Raw genomic sequence first — 16481 nt, 5'->3', positions numbered from 1 at the left:
TTAAAGAGGTATTAAGTTGACCATTCGTTTTGTGGAATCCTCAAAACTGCCCACCTCTTGGGGTATGTTTGAGATGCACGGTTTCGAGGAAGTGGAAACCGGAAAAGAGCACGTGGTACTCACCATGGGTGACTTCGATACCGAAGAGCCTCTGTTGGCCCGTATTCATTCTGAGTGCCTGACCGGAGATGCACTATTCTCCCTGCGCTGTGATTGTGGTGCCCAGCTACAACATGCGATGCATCGCATAGCGATGGAGGGGCGTGGAGCTATTTTCTATCTCCGCCAGGAGGGCCGCGGTATCGGTCTGTTAAATAAGATTCGAGCTTACCACTTGCAGGATTGTGGTGCGGATACGGTGGAAGCCAATGAGCAGTTGGGCTTTGGCGCGGATATGCGGGATTACTCAATTCTGAAAGCAATGATCGAACACCTGGGTATTCATGCCATTCGCTTGATGACCAATAACCCGCGTAAGGTAAAAGCGCTGGAGGACTTGGGCATCAATGTGACTGAGCGCCTGCCGCACCAGTCTGGGCGCAATCCCCACAATGCCAAGTATTTGTCCACTAAAAAAGGCAAACTTGGTCACCTGATCGAAAATGAGGATGAAGAAGGAAAAGAGGAAAACTAACTTTCACTTTTCTTTAAGCACCCCAATAAAAAAGGCCGGAGTTATCCGGCCTTTTTTATTTTGTAGAAATTAATTAAAACTGGGTTCGAATATTTTAATTTCGCTATTAAACTATTCAGAGGCTTTTAATTCTTAAAGACCTTGCCCCCTTTCATCACAAAATCCACATCTAAAAGTTCATCGATATTATCCAGTGGCGAGCCATCGGTGGCGATAATATCGGCGTACTTACCGGACTCAATGGTGCCCAGTGAATCGCTCATATCGATCAGGTCGGCGGCGTTAACGGTAGCGGATTGCAGGATGGCCATATTGTCCATACCGGCTTCACTCATCAGTACCGCCTCGCGGGCATTGATGCCGTGCTTGGATACACCTGAGTCGGTACCGAAAGCAATTTTTACTCCGGCATTGACCGCTTTACGGAAATTGCCGCGCATGTCTGTGCCAACACGAATGGCTTTTTCCTTCTGAGCCTCAGATAAGACATCGGTATTTTTTGCCAGCTGTACCACAGTATCGCCGGCGAGAAGTGTCGGAACCAGATAAGCGCCGGTTTCTTTAAATAACTTATGGGCGCGGGGACCTGCGTAGGTGCCGTGCTCAATACTGTCTACACCAGCCTCCAGTGCGGCGATAATGCCTTCTTCCTGATGCGCATGACTGGCCACCTTGCGGCCCATACGTTTGGCTGCAAGGACCACCTCTTTTAACTCATCCATTTCCATCTGCTGACCAGTTCCGGTAGCGCGATCGGTGAGCACACCACCGGTAGAGGTAATCTTGATAAAGTCAGCACCATATTTGATCGCATGGCGGGTCGCGCGTCGGCACTCGTAGGGGCCGTCGCATACAGTTTTGGTCTTGTCATCATGCAGCTCCATTAGCTCTGGACTGACCCCGCTGATATCTGCGTGGCCACCAGTTATTCCCACCCTGCCGGCTGCAACAATTCGCGGGCCATCTACCCAACCTTTATTGATCGCATCGCGCATCGCATACATTTCTTCACCACTGTTACCAGCATCGCGCACAGTGGTAAAACCAGACTCCAGGGTTCGCATGGCAAACATTTGCGAGCGCATCTGGGTCAGCGGCATGGACATCTTGAGAGCCTCGGTATCATTTTTAGGGCCCAGCTCACCTTGTAAATGCACGTGCATATCCATTAAGCCCGGCATTACGAAACTATTCTTAAGATCAATGACTTCAGCGTTATCCGGGCTTACATAACCGGATCTGACAGCACTGATCTTGCCGTCCTCGATAATTACACTTTGCTCTTGCAAAGGTTTCTCACCGGGAACGGCGAGGAGTGTGCCTGCATGGATAACAGTAGTTTTTGCCAGTGTCGCGGATGAGAGAAGAGTTGCGATGCCGCAGAGAAGGAGACGCTTCATGATTTGTACACCTATTTATTATTTAGGTACACGCTAAATCAATCTGCGGAATATGACAATTGCGAGCTGATTACTTGGTGAGAGCCGGGAAATTAGTTTCTAAAAAATGAAAAAAAGGCCGGAAAATCCGGCCTTTCAAAATTTATAAAGAATTAATATCTACGGCGTGGCTGCACAAATACTGTGGTAGTTCGGCCGGGCAGAGTAAAGGTGCCGCTGCTCCTATCAAATTTTACTTTGTGCAGGCGTGAGTCTACTGATCGGCGCTGACGTGGGTGCTTGAATAGGTACTCACCAATAAGGTTTTCGCTGGTAAATTCCAATGATTCGTCATCGCCATTAAACAGCACCACAATTCGTTCAAAGCGGCGATCGATGCTGCCACTGGAATCGGATAACTCCATCACAATCAGCCCAGGAATCTGGTCGGGTCCGGTGTTGAGGAAATTAAGGTGTGCCTCTACGGACTCTGCATCAGACAAGCGGAACAGGGGAGAGCTGTTGCGAATCGCCAGTTGCTCGCGGAATAGAGCAGAACTCCACAAGCGGTGTCGGCGCTCGGGAGCCAGTTCCGGGTTTGCCAGTAAAGGTTGCATCAGGGACCAGTTATCTTCGTTTTTATCTGCGATAGGTAAACCCGCAGCCCAATTATCGGTGGCGAGGCTGAAGTCCAGTGCATTAAACCAGTCACCGGAGTTGTAACTGTCCCGATCCATCGACTTTGAGCGCAGGAAATCCTGGCCTGCGTGGATAAACGGCACTCCCTGGGCGAACAGAACCAGGGAATTACTGAATGCCTGGATACGCACTCGTTCAGCCAAGTCGGCGCTGTCGCTGGCTTTGATCTGTACTCCGTCGAACAGCGTCTCGTTGTCGTGGGCGGCAATATAATTAATGGATTCCTGCGGGTCGGCGGTATAGCCGGTGGGCTGGCCGTTATAGACCAGCTCGCTGCCGGTAATGATATTGCCGTTGGCATCTTCAAAAGGATAATCCGCCAGGTTGCCGGCGAGGGAAACGCGGACTTTATCTGCCAGGGTTAGCAGTGTGGCACGCTCATCTTCTCCCTCAAACTTACCGTTGCTGTCGGTGAACAGACCGGTACCAAAGCCCTGCTCCTCAAAGCCTCCGAAGGGGTTGCCGCCACGCACGGAATCGCGCAGGCGATCGTTAAAGGTGCCGATACCGCTGCCGGCCATATTGCCCTGGCGGGCCTGTACAAAGCGAGCATCGTCAGCCACCTCGCCAAAATTCCAGCCTTCACCGTACAAATAGATAGCGTTGCCATCGACACCATCGGCTGCCGGGGTCAGTGATTGCAGTGCCGCTTGCGCCTTGAGGATATTGTCGAGGCTATGGTGTCCCATCAGATCGAAACGGAAGCTGTCCACCTTGTAGGACCGGGCCCAGGTGACCAGGGAATCGATCATCAGCTTTTCCATCATGGCGTGCTCACTGGCGGTATTTGCGCAGCAGCTGCTCATTTCCACACCGCCCTCCAGGTTGCGGCGGTGGTAATAGCCGGGGACGATTTTATCGAGTACGGAGTTGTCGTATTGGCCATAGGAGCTGGTGTGGTTGTAAACCACGTCCATCACCAGTCGCAGGCCGGAGTGAGATAACCCTTGCACCATTTGACGGAATTCGCGAATGCGCGCGGGTCCATCGGGAGCGCTGCTATAGCTGCCTTCGGGGACCGTGTAGTGCAATGGATCGTAGCCCCAGTTAAAGCCATCGGTATCGCGAATTGCATCTACCTGGGCCTGCTGCTCGCTGCTGTCCGATGCGTAGTCTGAGAGGTCAGGTGTTTGCTGCTGCTGCGTGCGATCCTCATTGACTGTGGCAAAGTCAAAGGCCGGCAGCAGGTGGATATGGGTGAGGCCGGCGCGGGCCAGTTTATTGAGGTGGCGCATGCCGTCGCTGTGCTTGCGGGTGAAAGCCTTGAAGGTGCCGCGCTCTGCTTCGGGGACAGTTTGATCCGCAATACTGAAATCGCGCACGTGCAGCTCGTAGATACTGATGTCTTCCGGCTGGGTTAACTTGGGCTTGCGCAGGCGGTCCCAACCGCGCGGCTTCAGGTCCCGGTCATTCAGGTTAACGATCTGGCTTTTGCCACTATTGATGGAGAGACTCAGGGAGTAGGGGTCGGTGACCAGGTTGGTTTCAAACTGGCGGCTGAAGTAGGAGTACACCTCGACCTCATAGAGATAAAAACTGCGGTCCCACTGCTTGTCGATATCGGCACTCCAAACCCCGGTAGATTCATCGCGCAGCATGGATACCACCTGATCGGCGCTATCGCTGCTGGAGTCTGTAAACAGGTGCAGCTTTACTGCCCGTGCGGTGGGAGCCCAAAGATCGAGCTGGATATTCTCCTCGCCGACACGGGCACCGAGTTCACCGTCGTAGTAGAAGCGATCATCGAGCGCGCCTGCCATCTGCACACCAGTCGCATCCAGTAACGTGCCCTCCGCATCGTAAGCGGCGAGGGCGAGTTGCTGGGTTACCAGATCACTAGTGGAAGCCTGCCCCGGCAATTGCCAGGCACTGAAACTGGCCAGGTGCGGGAATTTTTGTTGGGCGCTGTCGGGCAGGGTGGCGAGAGGGGTGAGATCGATGGTGCCATCGGAACGGATATCACCGTCCTCCAGTTTTAGCTCGGCGCTGTTGCTATAGTGCAATTTAACCTCGATACCTTCCTGCACCTGGATATCCCAGGCAAAGCTGCTGGTATCCACCCAGTGAGCTTTATCGCTGCTCAGGTCACCCTTGGCGAAGCCGTCACTGCTGACGGTGACTTCTTTACTATTCGAGTCAAAAGCAAAGTAGATTTCGTCGTAATCGGCGACCACGGTAAAGCTGACGTTGGCTCCATTGTTGCCGTAGCTCTCCTCCCAGCCTTCGTGCAGTGCTACCTTGAATTCATAGGAACCGGCAGGCAGCGCAGAGGTGATAAAGGTGTAGGTGCCATCTCCATCGGCATCCTGCATCCAGCTGCGCAGGCAACCGGGTTGCCAGTCTCCCGGGCACCCCAGCAGGGATTGGAAGTTGCCGGCTACAGTGGCGACCACGCTATTGTGGTTGTCGGTGATCCAGTGACTCTCGTGGTCGTAGATAAATTTAACTTCGCGGGCCTCATCCAGGCTAAGGGAAATATTACCGCCGTCCCGCTGGCCGCCCCAGCCATAATTTTCATCCCAGCTGTTGTTGAGAGCGGCTTTGTACTCCCAGTTGCCGGCGGGTATCCAAAAGTTGCCTTGCCATTTGTCGTCTTCGCTGTCATAGCTGAGCAGGGTGGCGACACAACCTGGTTGCCAGTCGCCATCGCAGCCCAGTTGGCTTTGTAGGTTGCCGGGAATATTGACCTCTGTGGGGTCTGGTGTGTCAGATGCCCACACCGGTATTTGGATGGAGCAGAAGACTGCCCCCAGAATCAGCCCGGCCTTTGTGCCGGGCCCTGTAAATTTTGTTGTTGGCATAGCGCTTCCCATTTTTTGTTGTACTTGTTGCGGTTCTCTCAGTTGGTATTGAATCGCAGTCACGCATTGACGGCCTCCCACCCCGAGGAGGTGGAGGTCTGGGGGAGGTGGTTGGGGGTGTCATAAAACCTTTATAGATTCGTCACTTGGTGGAAATACCCGCAGGAGAAGATGCTTCTCGAGTAAACGCGATGGCGAAAGAAAAAGCCGGATCTATACTCAGCTGATCGGGTTATGGTGAGTCGAGAAAGGTGATGCACTCGCTGTAATCGGATTCGAAGGCCGGCTTTTGCCGGCTTTGCTTTTTATGGCGGGGCAATTACTAAGAGGCTTCCCGGGATTATCCTTGCTCCTATCCCCGGGTAGTGCTAATTTGCCCATAACCCGCCAGGTACTTTGGCGGAATCCAGAACTCAATGACTGCGGAGGATGATTGATGATTGTTGCAACCCTCCGTCGGGTCCAGTAGCAGCCTCCAGCTGCCCACGCCCGGCGATAGATTCCTAGACGTCGGGCTTTCCCTGAGAAAGCTCTGTTGGCCGCGCATGTGCGGTCGCTTGGTGCTTTATTGCGCCCAGAGGGTTTCAATCTTGAGTAAATCTCGCTTTACCCGCCGGTCTGTTAATAGATTCGGCACTAAATCCCCATCTATCAAAATTGAGCGGGAAGCTTCTCCGCTGCAAAAACTCGGTTGGAAGCCTTTTTTCCAACAGCAGCTGACGCTCGAAGAACTCGAGCAGTGTTTGCCGCTGCGGGTTATGGCTGTACACCGCAGTCGCCTGGAGTTGGCCGGCGAGCAGGGGGCTGTGTCCCTTCCGCTAACCGGGAGTCTTGTGGCTAATTTGCCCGCAGTGGGGGATTGGCTGTTGTTAGAGAAGAGCAGTGGATATTTCGTGCGTTTGTTGAGCCGCAGCAGCCAGTTTGAGCGCATGGCACCTGGGGGGCATCAGGTGCAGATGATCGCCGCCAATGTCGATAGTGTTTTTATTGTTTCGTCTCTGAATGATGACTTTAACCTCTCACGTATTGAGCGCTATTTGGCTCTGGCTCGGGAGTCTGGTTGCAGCCCACACCTGATACTGACTAAGACCGATCTGTGTGAAGATACAGCCCCTTTTCTTCAGGCATTGCGTCCATTCGGCGAATTACCCGCTGCAATGGTAAATAGCCTGGATCGAGAAAGCGTGGCACAGCTGCGCCAGTGGTGCTTACCTGGGGAAACTATCGCGCTGTTAGGTTCTTCTGGAGTGGGTAAATCCACTTTGCTAAATGCGCTGTATGGCGAACCCCTGGCTGAGACTGGGACCATTCGCGAAGCCGATAGTAAAGGACGTCACACTACACGGAAACGCTCTCTTCACTCCCTGAGTTGGGGAGCGCTGTTACTCGATAGCCCTGGAATGCGGGAGCTAGGATTGGTGCATGTTGAAGATGGCGTGGCGGAGACTTTTTCTGATATCGAGGCCTTGTCCAGAGAGTGTCGCTTTTCTGACTGCCAGCACCAGTCAGAGCCAGGCTGTGCGGTACAAGAGGCAATAACGGGCGATTCGCTGGATGATCGGCGCTTGCGCAATTGGCAAAAACTGCAACAGGAACTAAGCCGTAACGGTCAAACTCTCGCGCAGAAGCGGGCAGGGGAGAGAGCGCTATCCCAGATGTATCGATCTGTGCAAAACCAGGCACGTAAACACAAATATTCAGAGGATTAATAGAACTGGCGCCCGGGAACTTTCCCGGGTGCTTCTCAATTAATGAGAGAGTTTTAACGTGACAACGCCTAAGATAATGAGCAAAACTCCCAGGTAGCGTCCAAGGCTGGTGGAGTCTCCAAAGAACAGCACCCCTACGGCAAAGGCTCCGGCGGCACCAATTCCAGTCCAGACCGCATAGGAAGTACCAATAGGTATCTCCCGCTGCGCCAGCCATAGAAGAAATCCACTGACCCCAATAAATACCACAGCCATAACCACACCCAGAAGGCGGGTGTTACTGCCCTGTGAAATTTTCAGTCCCAGCACCCAACCAATTTCGCATAGTCCGGCGAGTATTAAGTAGAACCAGGCCATGATATTCCTTTAAAAATAGCTTTGGGGATTTCAACTTCAGCGCCGCTTGTGACGCTTGCTTGTTGATAAACATATTGGACGGTCAATAGAAAAGATATAGCTGAGAATGGAGGAAACGCTTTTAATGAGGCTTGGGGCAGACTAAGCGGCAGACCACACTTTTCTTTAGCAGCTGCAACTTCCGATATAATCAGGTTTGAAGGGAAGTATCCGACGATAAAAATAAAATCAGTTATAGGGAGTTTGGCCAAGTTGAAAATGATCCATGGAATAAAAGGAGCCTTATTATTTTTTGTGTCTGTCTGGTTATGTTTCCTTTCTGACTTTTCGTATGGTAATGAGGCAAAGATAGAGACCCTGGTTGTTACAGCGGGCAGGTATGCTCAGGGCATTGCGGAGCGGGTAGAGAGCATTTCTGTTGTCGACAATGATGTGCTCAAGAAAGCGGGTAACACCCACATCCAACAAAGCTTGGCGAGTGTGCCCGGAGCAAATCTGGCTCGAGGAAATGGGCAGGAATATCTGCCCGCCCTGCGCTCCCCAGTACTGACGGGTGCGGGCGCTTGTGGGGGAGTTCTGACAGCAGAGGATGGCATTCCACTGCGAGCAAACGGCTTTTGCAATATCAATGAGTTATTTGAATCTTTTAGTGAGACAGCACGTCATATCGAAGTCATAAGAGGGCCTGCTGGTACGCTATATGGATCAAATGCCCTGCATGGATTGATCAATATTATTAGCCGTGACCCTGTTGAGGATGAGGGTGGATTACTCAATGTTGAGACGGGGCCTCACGATTATTACCGAGTGGGTGTGTCGGCGAATCATCATTTTAATACTGAAGGTGATGGAATAAGTACGGATTTGTATCTGACGACCGATGGTGGCTATAGAGATCACTCCGGTGTGGATCAGCAAAAAGCCAGTGTTCAGTATGTTAGCCACATCGGAGATAGCAGGGTTCGAACCCGTTTGGTAGCTACAAACCTGAACCAGGAAACTGCGGGTTACGTTGAGGGAGAGAGCGCTTATCGAGATCCTCGATTGAGCCGTACAAACCCCAACCCAGAGGCATTTCGGGATGCCTATGCTATCAGGATGTATTCCCTGATCGATTTACCTATTAATCGTGATAGCCAAATACAGTTGTCGCCGTATTTTCGAAAAACCAAAATGCGTTTTCTGCAACATTATTTACCGGGCCAGCCTTTGGAAGAAAATGGTCAGGAAAGTATTGGAATTAGAACTGGTTATTATCTTGAGCTGGATAAAAAACTGAATCTGGTTTCGGGTATTGATACTGAATTAAGCGAGGGATATCTCTTGGAGGTGCAAGAGAGTACTACCGAGGGATCTGAATTTCTTCAGGCGACGATTCCTGTGGGGAAGCACTATGATTACGAAGTGACGGCTTGGAATCTCGCTCCTTACGCATCGGTAAACTGGCAGGTTAGTGATAAATTAGAAATTACTGGCGGAGTGAGGTTTGAGTCTGCACGTTACAATTACGACAATAACATGCTCTCCGGGCGTACCGATGAAAATGGAATGGCTTGTGACTTCGGCGGCTGCCGGTTTAGCCGACCGAGTGACCGAAAAGATAACTTTAACAATATATCCCCCAAGTTGGGAGCGCTATTATGGTTAAGTAATGAACTACAACTCTTTACTCAATTGGCCCAGGGTTATCGTGTACCCCAAGCGACAGAGTTATATCGATTACAGCGAGAGCAGACGGTAGCAGAGCTGGATCCAGAGGAAATTAATAGCTTTGAAGTAGGGCTGAGGAAAATAGGCGACTCTTTGTCATATGAGTGGGTGGCTTATACGATGAAAAAGGAGAATGTAATATTTCGTGATGCCGACTATTTTAATCAGTCCAATGGAAAAACCCGGCACTGGGGAGTTGAGTTGGCTGTAGATTATGAATTCACTGAAAGCTTACGGGTAGAGGTGAGTACCAGCTATGCAGAACATCGCTATGCAGATCAAAGGGAGTTGCAAGGTGTAGAACTGGATGGAAAGCTTGTAGATTCTGCGCCAAAGACCTTTGGTAGTTATCGACTTCACTGGTCCCCGAATTCTTTGGTATCAGCGGAGTTTGAATGGTTACATCAGGGTAGCTATTTTACAGATCCTCAAAATGCTTATCGGTATCCAGGACATGACTTACTGAACCTCCATTTGGCCTGGCAGTGGAAACAATATCAAATTTCTACTCGAATACTGAATATTACCGATAAAGCCTATGCTGAGCGCGCGGATTACAGTAGTTTTAGTGGTAGCCGCTATTTCCCTGGAGAGCCTCGTTCAATTTACTTTGGAATCAATTTTGATTGGTAATGTAATAAGGCCTTACTTTTTGCTTTCGGATTTCATTTGAGCGTCCCGAATCAACGCTGCCATGCGATAAAAACCATGAGCCATTTTAGTGTAGGGCGTGAGTAAAAAAAATGCGAGAACTGCACCCAAGTGTAAATCCAATAGTAGGGGGAGTGCGGCTGTCCCCCCGAGGGAAAAAAGTAATAGACCGCTGAGTGCGATGAATAACAGTAGGCCAACAAACCCCATCTCCCCGCTCCAAACCCTTGCTGAGCCAAGTTCTGGATCAGCCTTGAGCTTTAGCTGAATAAGCTTGCTACACCCCACTAATATGAGTAATCCACCAGGTATACCAAGTAATTTGGGTACAGAAAAAATCGAGTATGGCCCTGGCATGTTCAGAAAGTAATACATTACTGTGCCCGAACAGGTAGCTGCAAAGCACAATAAGAAGCCGTATAGAACAGCTTGGTGTGCGTATCGTCGCTGGTTGCTGAATCGGTCTTCCTCTTCGAAGTTACATCCATCCCCGTGGCCCCCGGATAGATTCTTTAGTTTTCCTGCTGAAATTAATGCACTTCTAAATTGACCCCAGGTAATTTTTTCCCCGTCGATTTTCCTCCAGTAGCGACGTAAACTTATCCCCAGGCTAAACAGCGGATAAAGAAAGGCCGGTAAAAAAATACTGGTCATAGTGGCGTGAGAAACAATTGCGTAGAAGCCCTCACCACCACTGGGTTTCAATACTCTTATTACATAAAAGATGATGGCAAATCCGATGATAGTAGCCAGGGCGATCAGACTGCCGCGTTTTTGGAACATTCTAGCGATACCTCCCGGCCAGGCAAAAGTCTCCCAGCTTTTCTGTCGCGCTTCGGCCATGACTTGGGGAATATTAATATTGAATTCGTGGGGATCGGTATACTGGCAGGCATAGTAACAACCTCGGCAGTTGTGGCAGAGATTGGCCAACTGGGTGATGGTTCCCTCTGAGAAAGAGCGGTGTAGTTGAAGTGCTGGAAAAACGGCGCAGTAGCCCTCGCAATAGCGACAGGCATTACAGATTTCTGCTTGCCGCCGTGCCTCTTCCAAATTATCCATTTGCATAGTTAGCGGCTTCCCTGCCAGCAATACGCCCAAAAACGGTGCCGATCATCATACCCAACCCAGCCAGATATCCCTGACTTAGGATTGACCCGGCCATGGTTTCTCCTGCAGCCCACAAGTTTTTTACCGGCCCTGTGGCAGTGCTGCACTGGGCATTCTCATCAATCTTGAGCGCCAGATAAGTGAAGGTAACCCCGGTGCGCAAGCTATAGCAGTAAAATGGTGGCTCGCTGATGGGGCGGGCCCAATTAGTTTTTTCTGGTGTCAGGCCGGTAGTGGCGACACTATCCAGCTCGGTGGGGTGAAAAGCGTCACTACTGCCACAAGCAGCATTAAAGGTTGCTATGGTATCGATCAGTTTTTCAGAGGGTAAACTGGTTTTTTCCGCGAGTTCCTCCAAGGTGTTCGCTTCGGTCGGAGGAAATGCTGATGGCATAAACATTTTTAAAGACTTGGAGTCGATAATTGCAAAAGCCACCTGGTCTGGCTGTTGTGCGACAAGGCGGCCCCAGATGGCATAGCGTTTGGGCCAAATATCTTCTCCCTCGTCATAAAAGCGCTGGGCCTCCTTGTTAACGACGATGGAAAAGGGGACACAATCCAGGCGGGTTACTATGCCCCCATCAAACTTCGGCGCTCGCCCATCAATTGCCACTGCATGGCACTGGGTGGGATCTCCGACGGACTGCACGCCTTGCTCCAGTAAATCTTCCAAGACCACACCCCGGTTATAAGGTGTTCCGCGTATCAGGAAATTTTCAGCAGCTGGGCCCCAGGCTTTTTCCAACCACTCAAGATTGGCTTCGAATCCGCCGGAGGCTGCTACAACTGACCTGGGTTCAATTTGGTATTGCTGTCCCTCGTAAACATAGTCGACACGAGTAATATGATTGCCCTCTAGCTGCAGGTGCTTAACGTGTGCCCGATACAGCACATCAACACCTAATTTGCCTGCAGTTCGGTAATAGGCGTTAACCAGGGACTTACCGCCGCCAAGGAAAAAAGCATTTGTGCGCGTGAGGGATAGTGTGCCGGACAGAGGCGGCTGGAAATGAACGCCGTGCTTTTGCATCCAGGGAAGCGCTTTTTCTGATGAGCGTATAACCAGCCGAGCTAACTGCTCATTGGTTTTACCCCCGGTAACTTTTAGCAGGTCTTCATAGTACTCGTCTTCACTGTAATCACCTTCCAGTGGACCCAGGGGGCCTCGGTGCATACAGCGTATATCCCTGGTGTGGCGGGAATTGCCGCCTCGATAGGGCTTGGGGGCAGTTTCCAGGATAATCACCTTGGCCCCAAGTTCGGCAGCAGTTATAGCTGCGCACAGAGCGGCATTGCCACCCCCAATTACGGCGAGGTCGTAGTGAGTGTTCACCGATAGAAAACCCTTTTGCAATGGATCAGTGTTCCATTGCAAAAGGTAGGTGAAAATTGAGAATAAATAGGCGGGCAGGCAATCCCTGCCGCAAAAAATCGTTAGCTGGTGGCGGGTTGTTCAGCTTGCTGCATGTCGATGTGAACAGATACAGAGGCCTGGCTTTCCAGCCAGTTGTCCATGCGCTCTTCAAGAATATTCAGTGGCAGTGCTCCAGATCCCAACAGAGCGTCATGGAAACTGCGAATGTCGAAATTGCTATCCAGGGTTTCCTCCGCCTCTTTGCGCAGCTCTTTAATTTTGAGCTGCCCTAGCTTGTAGGCCAGGGCCTGGCCGGGCCAAATTAAGTAGCGGTCTATCTCGACGGTTACATCGTGGAGCGGTTTGGCGCTGTTTTCCATAAAGTATTCGATCGCTTCCTCGCGGCTCCAGCCCAGCTGATGCATACCGGTGTCCACAACCAAACGCACTGCACGCCACATATCGTAAGAGAGTGCACCGAATTCGCTGTAGGGGTTTTTATACAGGCCCAGGTCGTAACCGAGACTTTCGGAGTAAAGGCCCCAACCCTCTACAAATGCGGTATAGAGAGCCATACGGCGCAGTGGGTGAATATCAGTTTGCTCTTGTGCCAAGGCAATTTGCAGGTGGTGACCCGGCATCGCCTCGTGCACTGTGAGCGCCTCCATTTCCCATTTTGGGCGGCTGGGCAGGTTGTAGGTATTGGCAAAGAAGATACCTGCACGGCCAGCTTCGTTGGAGCCGGGCAGATAATAAGCTGTGGTTTGGGATTGTTCTGAATAACTGGGTATAGGTTTCACGCCATAGGGCAGGCGTGGCAAGGTGCCGAACAGAGCGGGCAGCTCTGCATCAATGCGCTTGGCAATATCGCGGTAATCCCGCAGTAACCCCTCCCGGCTGGTGTGGTAAAAGCGCGGGTCGGTACGCAGAAACTCGGTGAATGCTTTGAAGTCTCCCTGGAAGCCTGTCTTCTGGATGATTTTATCCATCTCCCCTCGAATTCGCTTCACTTCCGCAAGCCCAATGCGGTGGATCTCTTCGGGGCTAAGATCGGTGGTGGTACTCTCTTCCACTTTATGGGCGTACCAGCGCAGACCGTCAGGGCGGCTGGTTAAAGCGGTATCCACCTGGGCCTCGGGAATATATTTTCGCTCAACAAATTCAGCCATACCCTGCCAGGCCGGTACCAGTTGTTTGCTGTAAATGGCATAGGCGCGTTGCTGCAGGTTTTTCCGCTTAGTTGCTGGGATGGCCTCAGGCATTCGATTAAATGCCGTCAGCAATGGGCTGTGCTCCGGCGCGACAGGTACCAGTGCGCGTATCTGACGCGGCAGGTCGCGCAGGGTAATTTGTGGTGGTGTGACCCCTTTGCGCAGGCCCCGGCGCATCAGCCCCTGGGTTTGTTCAATCAGGATTGGCAACCTTTCCAAGCGGCTGATAATTGTTTCGTAATCGGCTGCAGTGCGCTTGGGCATGCTATTGATAACAGCCGGTACATTGCGCTGAATACCGCTCATATGGGTAATTGGTTGCAAGTGCTCTGGAAACTGGAAGCCTTTTACTTCTCCCAATAAGTCCTGGTAGAGCAGCTGGTAATCCAATTGTTGCCCGGCTGGCAGGTCGCTCTGGTCGATATTGCGTGTAGCGCCCAATAGGATTCGGGTCTGCTTCTGCCTGAGTTTCACAGATTTCAGGGAGTTATCTACCCAGCGATGATTTTGCCCGGGGTAGCCCTCGTAGGTTGCCTGGCTGGGATAACTCTCCATAATCCAGCGATAACGTAAATCCTGTAAGGCGATGAGGCGCTCGGAGGCGCTGGTCTCCGGAAGGGACTTGTATGCTTTCCGGAAGGTATCCTGATCCATCGCCGAGGTATTGAGGCTGGCAATAAGTCCCAGGGAAGTGAATAGGGCTTTTCTGATAAACGACATAGTCCCCTCGAGTGAAAGCGTGTGGTCCAAATAGTGGCCGGATTTAGTCAATGGGTGGTTTGTTACCACTGCCGGCAATTTATTGCCGGGCATTCGAAGAGCAGCCAGCCGCATTAGCTGGCTGCCAAAGGCGGGCTGGGTCAGTTGGCTGCCGCTGTGCGACTGCCAAACTCCTGGTGATTGATCAGTTGCAAGCGCCTGCGAATCTGTTCCTCAATACCGGAAGCATTGAGGCCGATGGCCGCCAGCAGGTCTTTGTGCTTGCCGTGCTCAATAATTTGATCTGGAAGCCCCAGTTGCAGCACCGGTACTGACCGCGCAGTGCTATTGAGGTATTCGAGTACGGCACTGCCAGCACCACCAGCAATGGTGTTCTCTTCGATGGTAACTAAGAGTTGGTGACTCTTGGCAAGTTCATCGATCAGTGTCTCGTCCAGGGGTTTTACCCAGCGCATATCGGCTACAGAGGCCCCCAGCTGCTCTGCAGCGGCCATAGCGGGGCCGAGTAAGGTTCCGAAGCTGAGGATGGCTACACCACTGCCCTGGCGCAACAGGCGCCCCTTGCCGATCGGTAGCTCTGTCATTTCCTTGTTGATGGCGGTACCCATACCAGTTCCGCGTGGATAGCGCACAGCAGTGGGGCCGTTGTGTTGGTAGGCGGTATAGAGCAGCTGGCGGCATTCGTTTTCGTCACTGGGCGCGGCGATAGCCAGGTAGGGCAGGCAGCGCATAAATGTGAGGTCAAAACTACCCGCGTGCGTGGGGCCGTCTTCCCCAACCAGGCCGGCGCGGTCGATGGCGAAAGTGACATCCAGGTTTTGGATTGCCACATCGTGCACCATTTGGTCGTAGCCGCGCTGTAAAAATGTCGAATAAATAGCAACTACCGGCTTCTGGTCTTCACAGGCGAGGCCCGCAGCGAGAGTGACGGCGTGCTGTTCGGCAATGGCTACGTCGTGGAAGCGGTCCGGGAAGCGCTTGGAGAACTCCACCATACCGGAGCCCTCACACATTGCCGGGGTAATAGCGACCAGGCGCTCGTCCTGTTCTGCGGCATCGCACAGCCACTGGCCAAAAATATCCTGGTACTTGGGCAGTTTCTTCTTGCCGGGTACGGCTACTTGCACCTTGGCTTCCGGCTCCAGCTTGTTCAGCGCGTGGTAGCCCACCGGATCTTCTTCAGCGGGGCCGAAGCCTTTGCCCTTGGTGGTGGCAATATGCAGGAGTTGCGGGCCCGGCTGGCTGCGCAAGTTGCGCAGGGTGTGGACCAGGTCGTGCATGTTGTGGCCATCCAGGGGGCCCACGTAGTTAAAACCCAGTTCTTCGAACAGGGTACCCGGCGTGATCATACCTTTGACATGCTCTTCGGTGCGTCGCGCCAATTGCCAGGCTTTGGGGATGGCAGACAGTATCTTACGGCTGCCCTCGCGCATGTTCAGGTAGGTTTTACTGGCCAGGATTTTGGCGAAATAGGTAGCCAGGCCGCCGACATTTTTTGAGATAGACATACTGTTGTCATTGAGAACAACCAACATGTCCTTGCCGGTATGGGAGGCGTGGTTCAGGGCTTCGAAAGCCATTCCCGCCGTCATGGCGCCATCGCCAATCACCGCCACTACCTTGCGATCGTCAGGGGAGCCCAGGGCCATACCCAGGGCGGCGCTGATCGAAGTGCTGGAGTGGCCGACTCCAAAGGTATCGTAGGGGCTCTCACTGCGTTTGGGGAAGCCGGACAGGCCCCCTTGCTGGCGCATGGACAGCATCTGTTCGCGGCGACCGGTGAGGATTTTATGAGGGTAGGTCTGGTGGCCCACATCCCAAACCAGCCGGTCCTCCGGGGTATTGAATATGTAATGCAGGGCGATGGTCAGTTCCACCACACCGAGACCGGCACCAAAGTGCCCGCCGGTCTGGCCGACACAATACAGCAGGTACTCGCGCAATTGGCTGGCGAGTTCCGGCAATTGGCGTTCATCGAGGGCGCGCAGCTGCGCCGGGTCGTCGATCGAGTCGAGTAGCGGTGTCTGCGGGCGTGTGCGTGGAATTTCTTCGAGCATCAAATGTATCAGTTGCAACAGATGGTGATATTGAGGGGGATTGTATGCCCGTGGCGGGCATATTGCATCCCAAACCCCACAGGCAAGGC

Annotated in this window: 11 protein-coding genes; 3 read left to right on the top strand and 8 right to left on the bottom strand. The window is 52.3% G+C overall.

Going from position 1 to position 16481, the window contains the following annotated elements:
* The first annotated feature begins 16 nt into the window (after nucleotides 1–16).
* Nucleotides 17–634 carry a GTP cyclohydrolase II gene (gene ribA / locus ACJJIY_RS02065; RefSeq protein WP_108734569.1) on the top strand — a complete coding sequence of 206 codons (618 nt, stop codon included), beginning with the start codon at nucleotides 17–19 and terminating at the stop codon, nucleotides 632–634.
* Nucleotides 635–759: 125 nt separating this feature from the next.
* On the opposite strand, the gene ACJJIY_RS02060 is transcribed toward ribA, so the two are convergent.
* Together ACJJIY_RS02060 and pulA are read right to left on the bottom strand one after the other, a co-directional pair.
* Nucleotides 760–2034, bottom strand: a complete 1275-nt coding sequence (locus tag ACJJIY_RS02060; RefSeq protein WP_413663381.1) for an amidohydrolase family protein — start codon at nucleotides 2032–2034, stop codon at nucleotides 760–762.
* A gap of 152 nt (nucleotides 2035–2186) precedes the next feature.
* A complete protein-coding gene (gene pulA, locus ACJJIY_RS02055; protein ID WP_445358987.1) occupies nucleotides 2187–5513 on the bottom strand; it encodes a pullulanase-type alpha-1,6-glucosidase in 3327 nt (1108 codons plus the stop codon).
* Between the two features lie 590 nt (nucleotides 5514–6103).
* Here pulA and rsgA point away from each other — a divergent pair.
* Nucleotides 6104–7222, top strand: a complete 1119-nt coding sequence (gene rsgA / locus ACJJIY_RS02050) for a ribosome small subunit-dependent GTPase A (protein ID WP_445358986.1) — start codon at nucleotides 6104–6106, stop codon at nucleotides 7220–7222.
* A gap of 39 nt (nucleotides 7223–7261) precedes the next feature.
* On the opposite strand, the gene ACJJIY_RS02045 is transcribed toward rsgA, so the two are convergent.
* Both ACJJIY_RS02045 and ACJJIY_RS02040 read right to left on the bottom strand, forming a co-directional pair.
* Nucleotides 7262–7579 carry a DMT family transporter gene (locus ACJJIY_RS02045; protein ID WP_108734565.1) on the bottom strand — a complete coding sequence of 106 codons (318 nt, stop codon included), beginning with the start codon at nucleotides 7577–7579 and terminating at the stop codon, nucleotides 7262–7264.
* Complete coding sequence (locus ACJJIY_RS02040; RefSeq protein WP_445358985.1) at nucleotides 7561–7830, bottom strand: hypothetical protein; 270 nt, start codon at nucleotides 7828–7830, stop codon at nucleotides 7561–7563. The genes ACJJIY_RS02045 and ACJJIY_RS02040 overlap by 19 nt, the downstream gene beginning before the upstream one ends.
* Before the next feature lie 43 nt (nucleotides 7831–7873).
* Between ACJJIY_RS02040 and ACJJIY_RS02035 the strand changes: the two genes are divergently transcribed.
* Nucleotides 7874–9922: a TonB-dependent receptor gene (locus ACJJIY_RS02035; RefSeq protein ID WP_445358984.1), complete on the top strand. Its 2049-nt coding sequence runs from the start codon at nucleotides 7874–7876 to the stop codon at nucleotides 9920–9922.
* 12 nt (nucleotides 9923–9934) lie between these two features.
* Here ACJJIY_RS02035 and tcuB read toward each other — a convergent pair whose 3' ends face one another.
* From tcuB to dxs, 4 genes are all read right to left on the bottom strand, one after another.
* Nucleotides 9935–11008 carry a tricarballylate utilization 4Fe-4S protein TcuB gene (tcuB, locus tag ACJJIY_RS02030; protein WP_444915495.1) on the bottom strand — a complete coding sequence of 358 codons (1074 nt, stop codon included), beginning with the start codon at nucleotides 11006–11008 and terminating at the stop codon, nucleotides 9935–9937.
* The gene (gene tcuA / locus ACJJIY_RS02025; RefSeq protein ID WP_444915496.1) at nucleotides 10995–12404 is read right to left on the bottom strand and encodes an FAD-dependent tricarballylate dehydrogenase TcuA; all 1410 of its coding nucleotides are present in this window, start codon (nucleotides 12402–12404) and stop codon (nucleotides 10995–10997) included. Before tcuA ends, tcuB begins: the two co-directional genes overlap by 14 nt.
* 80 nt (nucleotides 12405–12484) lie before the next feature.
* Nucleotides 12485–14335 carry a DUF885 domain-containing protein gene (locus ACJJIY_RS02020; RefSeq protein WP_445358983.1) on the bottom strand — a complete coding sequence of 617 codons (1851 nt, stop codon included), beginning with the start codon at nucleotides 14333–14335 and terminating at the stop codon, nucleotides 12485–12487.
* Nucleotides 14336–14475: 140 nt separating this feature from the next.
* Nucleotides 14476–16392, bottom strand: a complete 1917-nt coding sequence (dxs, locus tag ACJJIY_RS02015) for a 1-deoxy-D-xylulose-5-phosphate synthase (protein ID WP_445358982.1) — start codon at nucleotides 16390–16392, stop codon at nucleotides 14476–14478.
* Nucleotides 16393–16481 lie beyond the last annotated feature (89 nt).

It is taken from the genome of Microbulbifer maximicatervae (SeqCode) (assembly GCF_052468155.1).
The sequence above is the reverse complement of the archived record's forward strand: the minus strand, read 5'-3'. Positions and strand labels throughout refer to the sequence as shown.

Coding starts and splice junctions, on each gene's coding strand:
- ACJJIY_RS02060 (WP_413663381.1), bottom strand. CDS start 2,034: ATGAAGCGTCTCCTTCTCTGCGGCATCGCAACTCTTCTCTCATCCGCG.
- pulA (WP_445358987.1), bottom strand. CDS start 5,513: ATGCCAACAACAAAATTTACAGGGCCCGGCACAAAGGCCGGGCTGATT.
- ACJJIY_RS02045 (WP_108734565.1), bottom strand. CDS start 7,579: ATGGCCTGGTTCTACTTAATACTCGCCGGACTATGCGAAATTGGTTGG.
- tcuB (WP_444915495.1), bottom strand. CDS start 11,008: ATGCAAATGGATAATTTGGAAGAGGCACGGCGGCAAGCAGAAATCTGT.
- ACJJIY_RS02020 (WP_445358983.1), bottom strand. CDS start 14,335: ATGTCGTTTATCAGAAAAGCCCTATTCACTTCCCTGGGACTTATTGCC.
- dxs (WP_445358982.1), bottom strand. CDS start 16,392: ATGCTCGAAGAAATTCCACGCACACGCCCGCAGACACCGCTACTCGAC.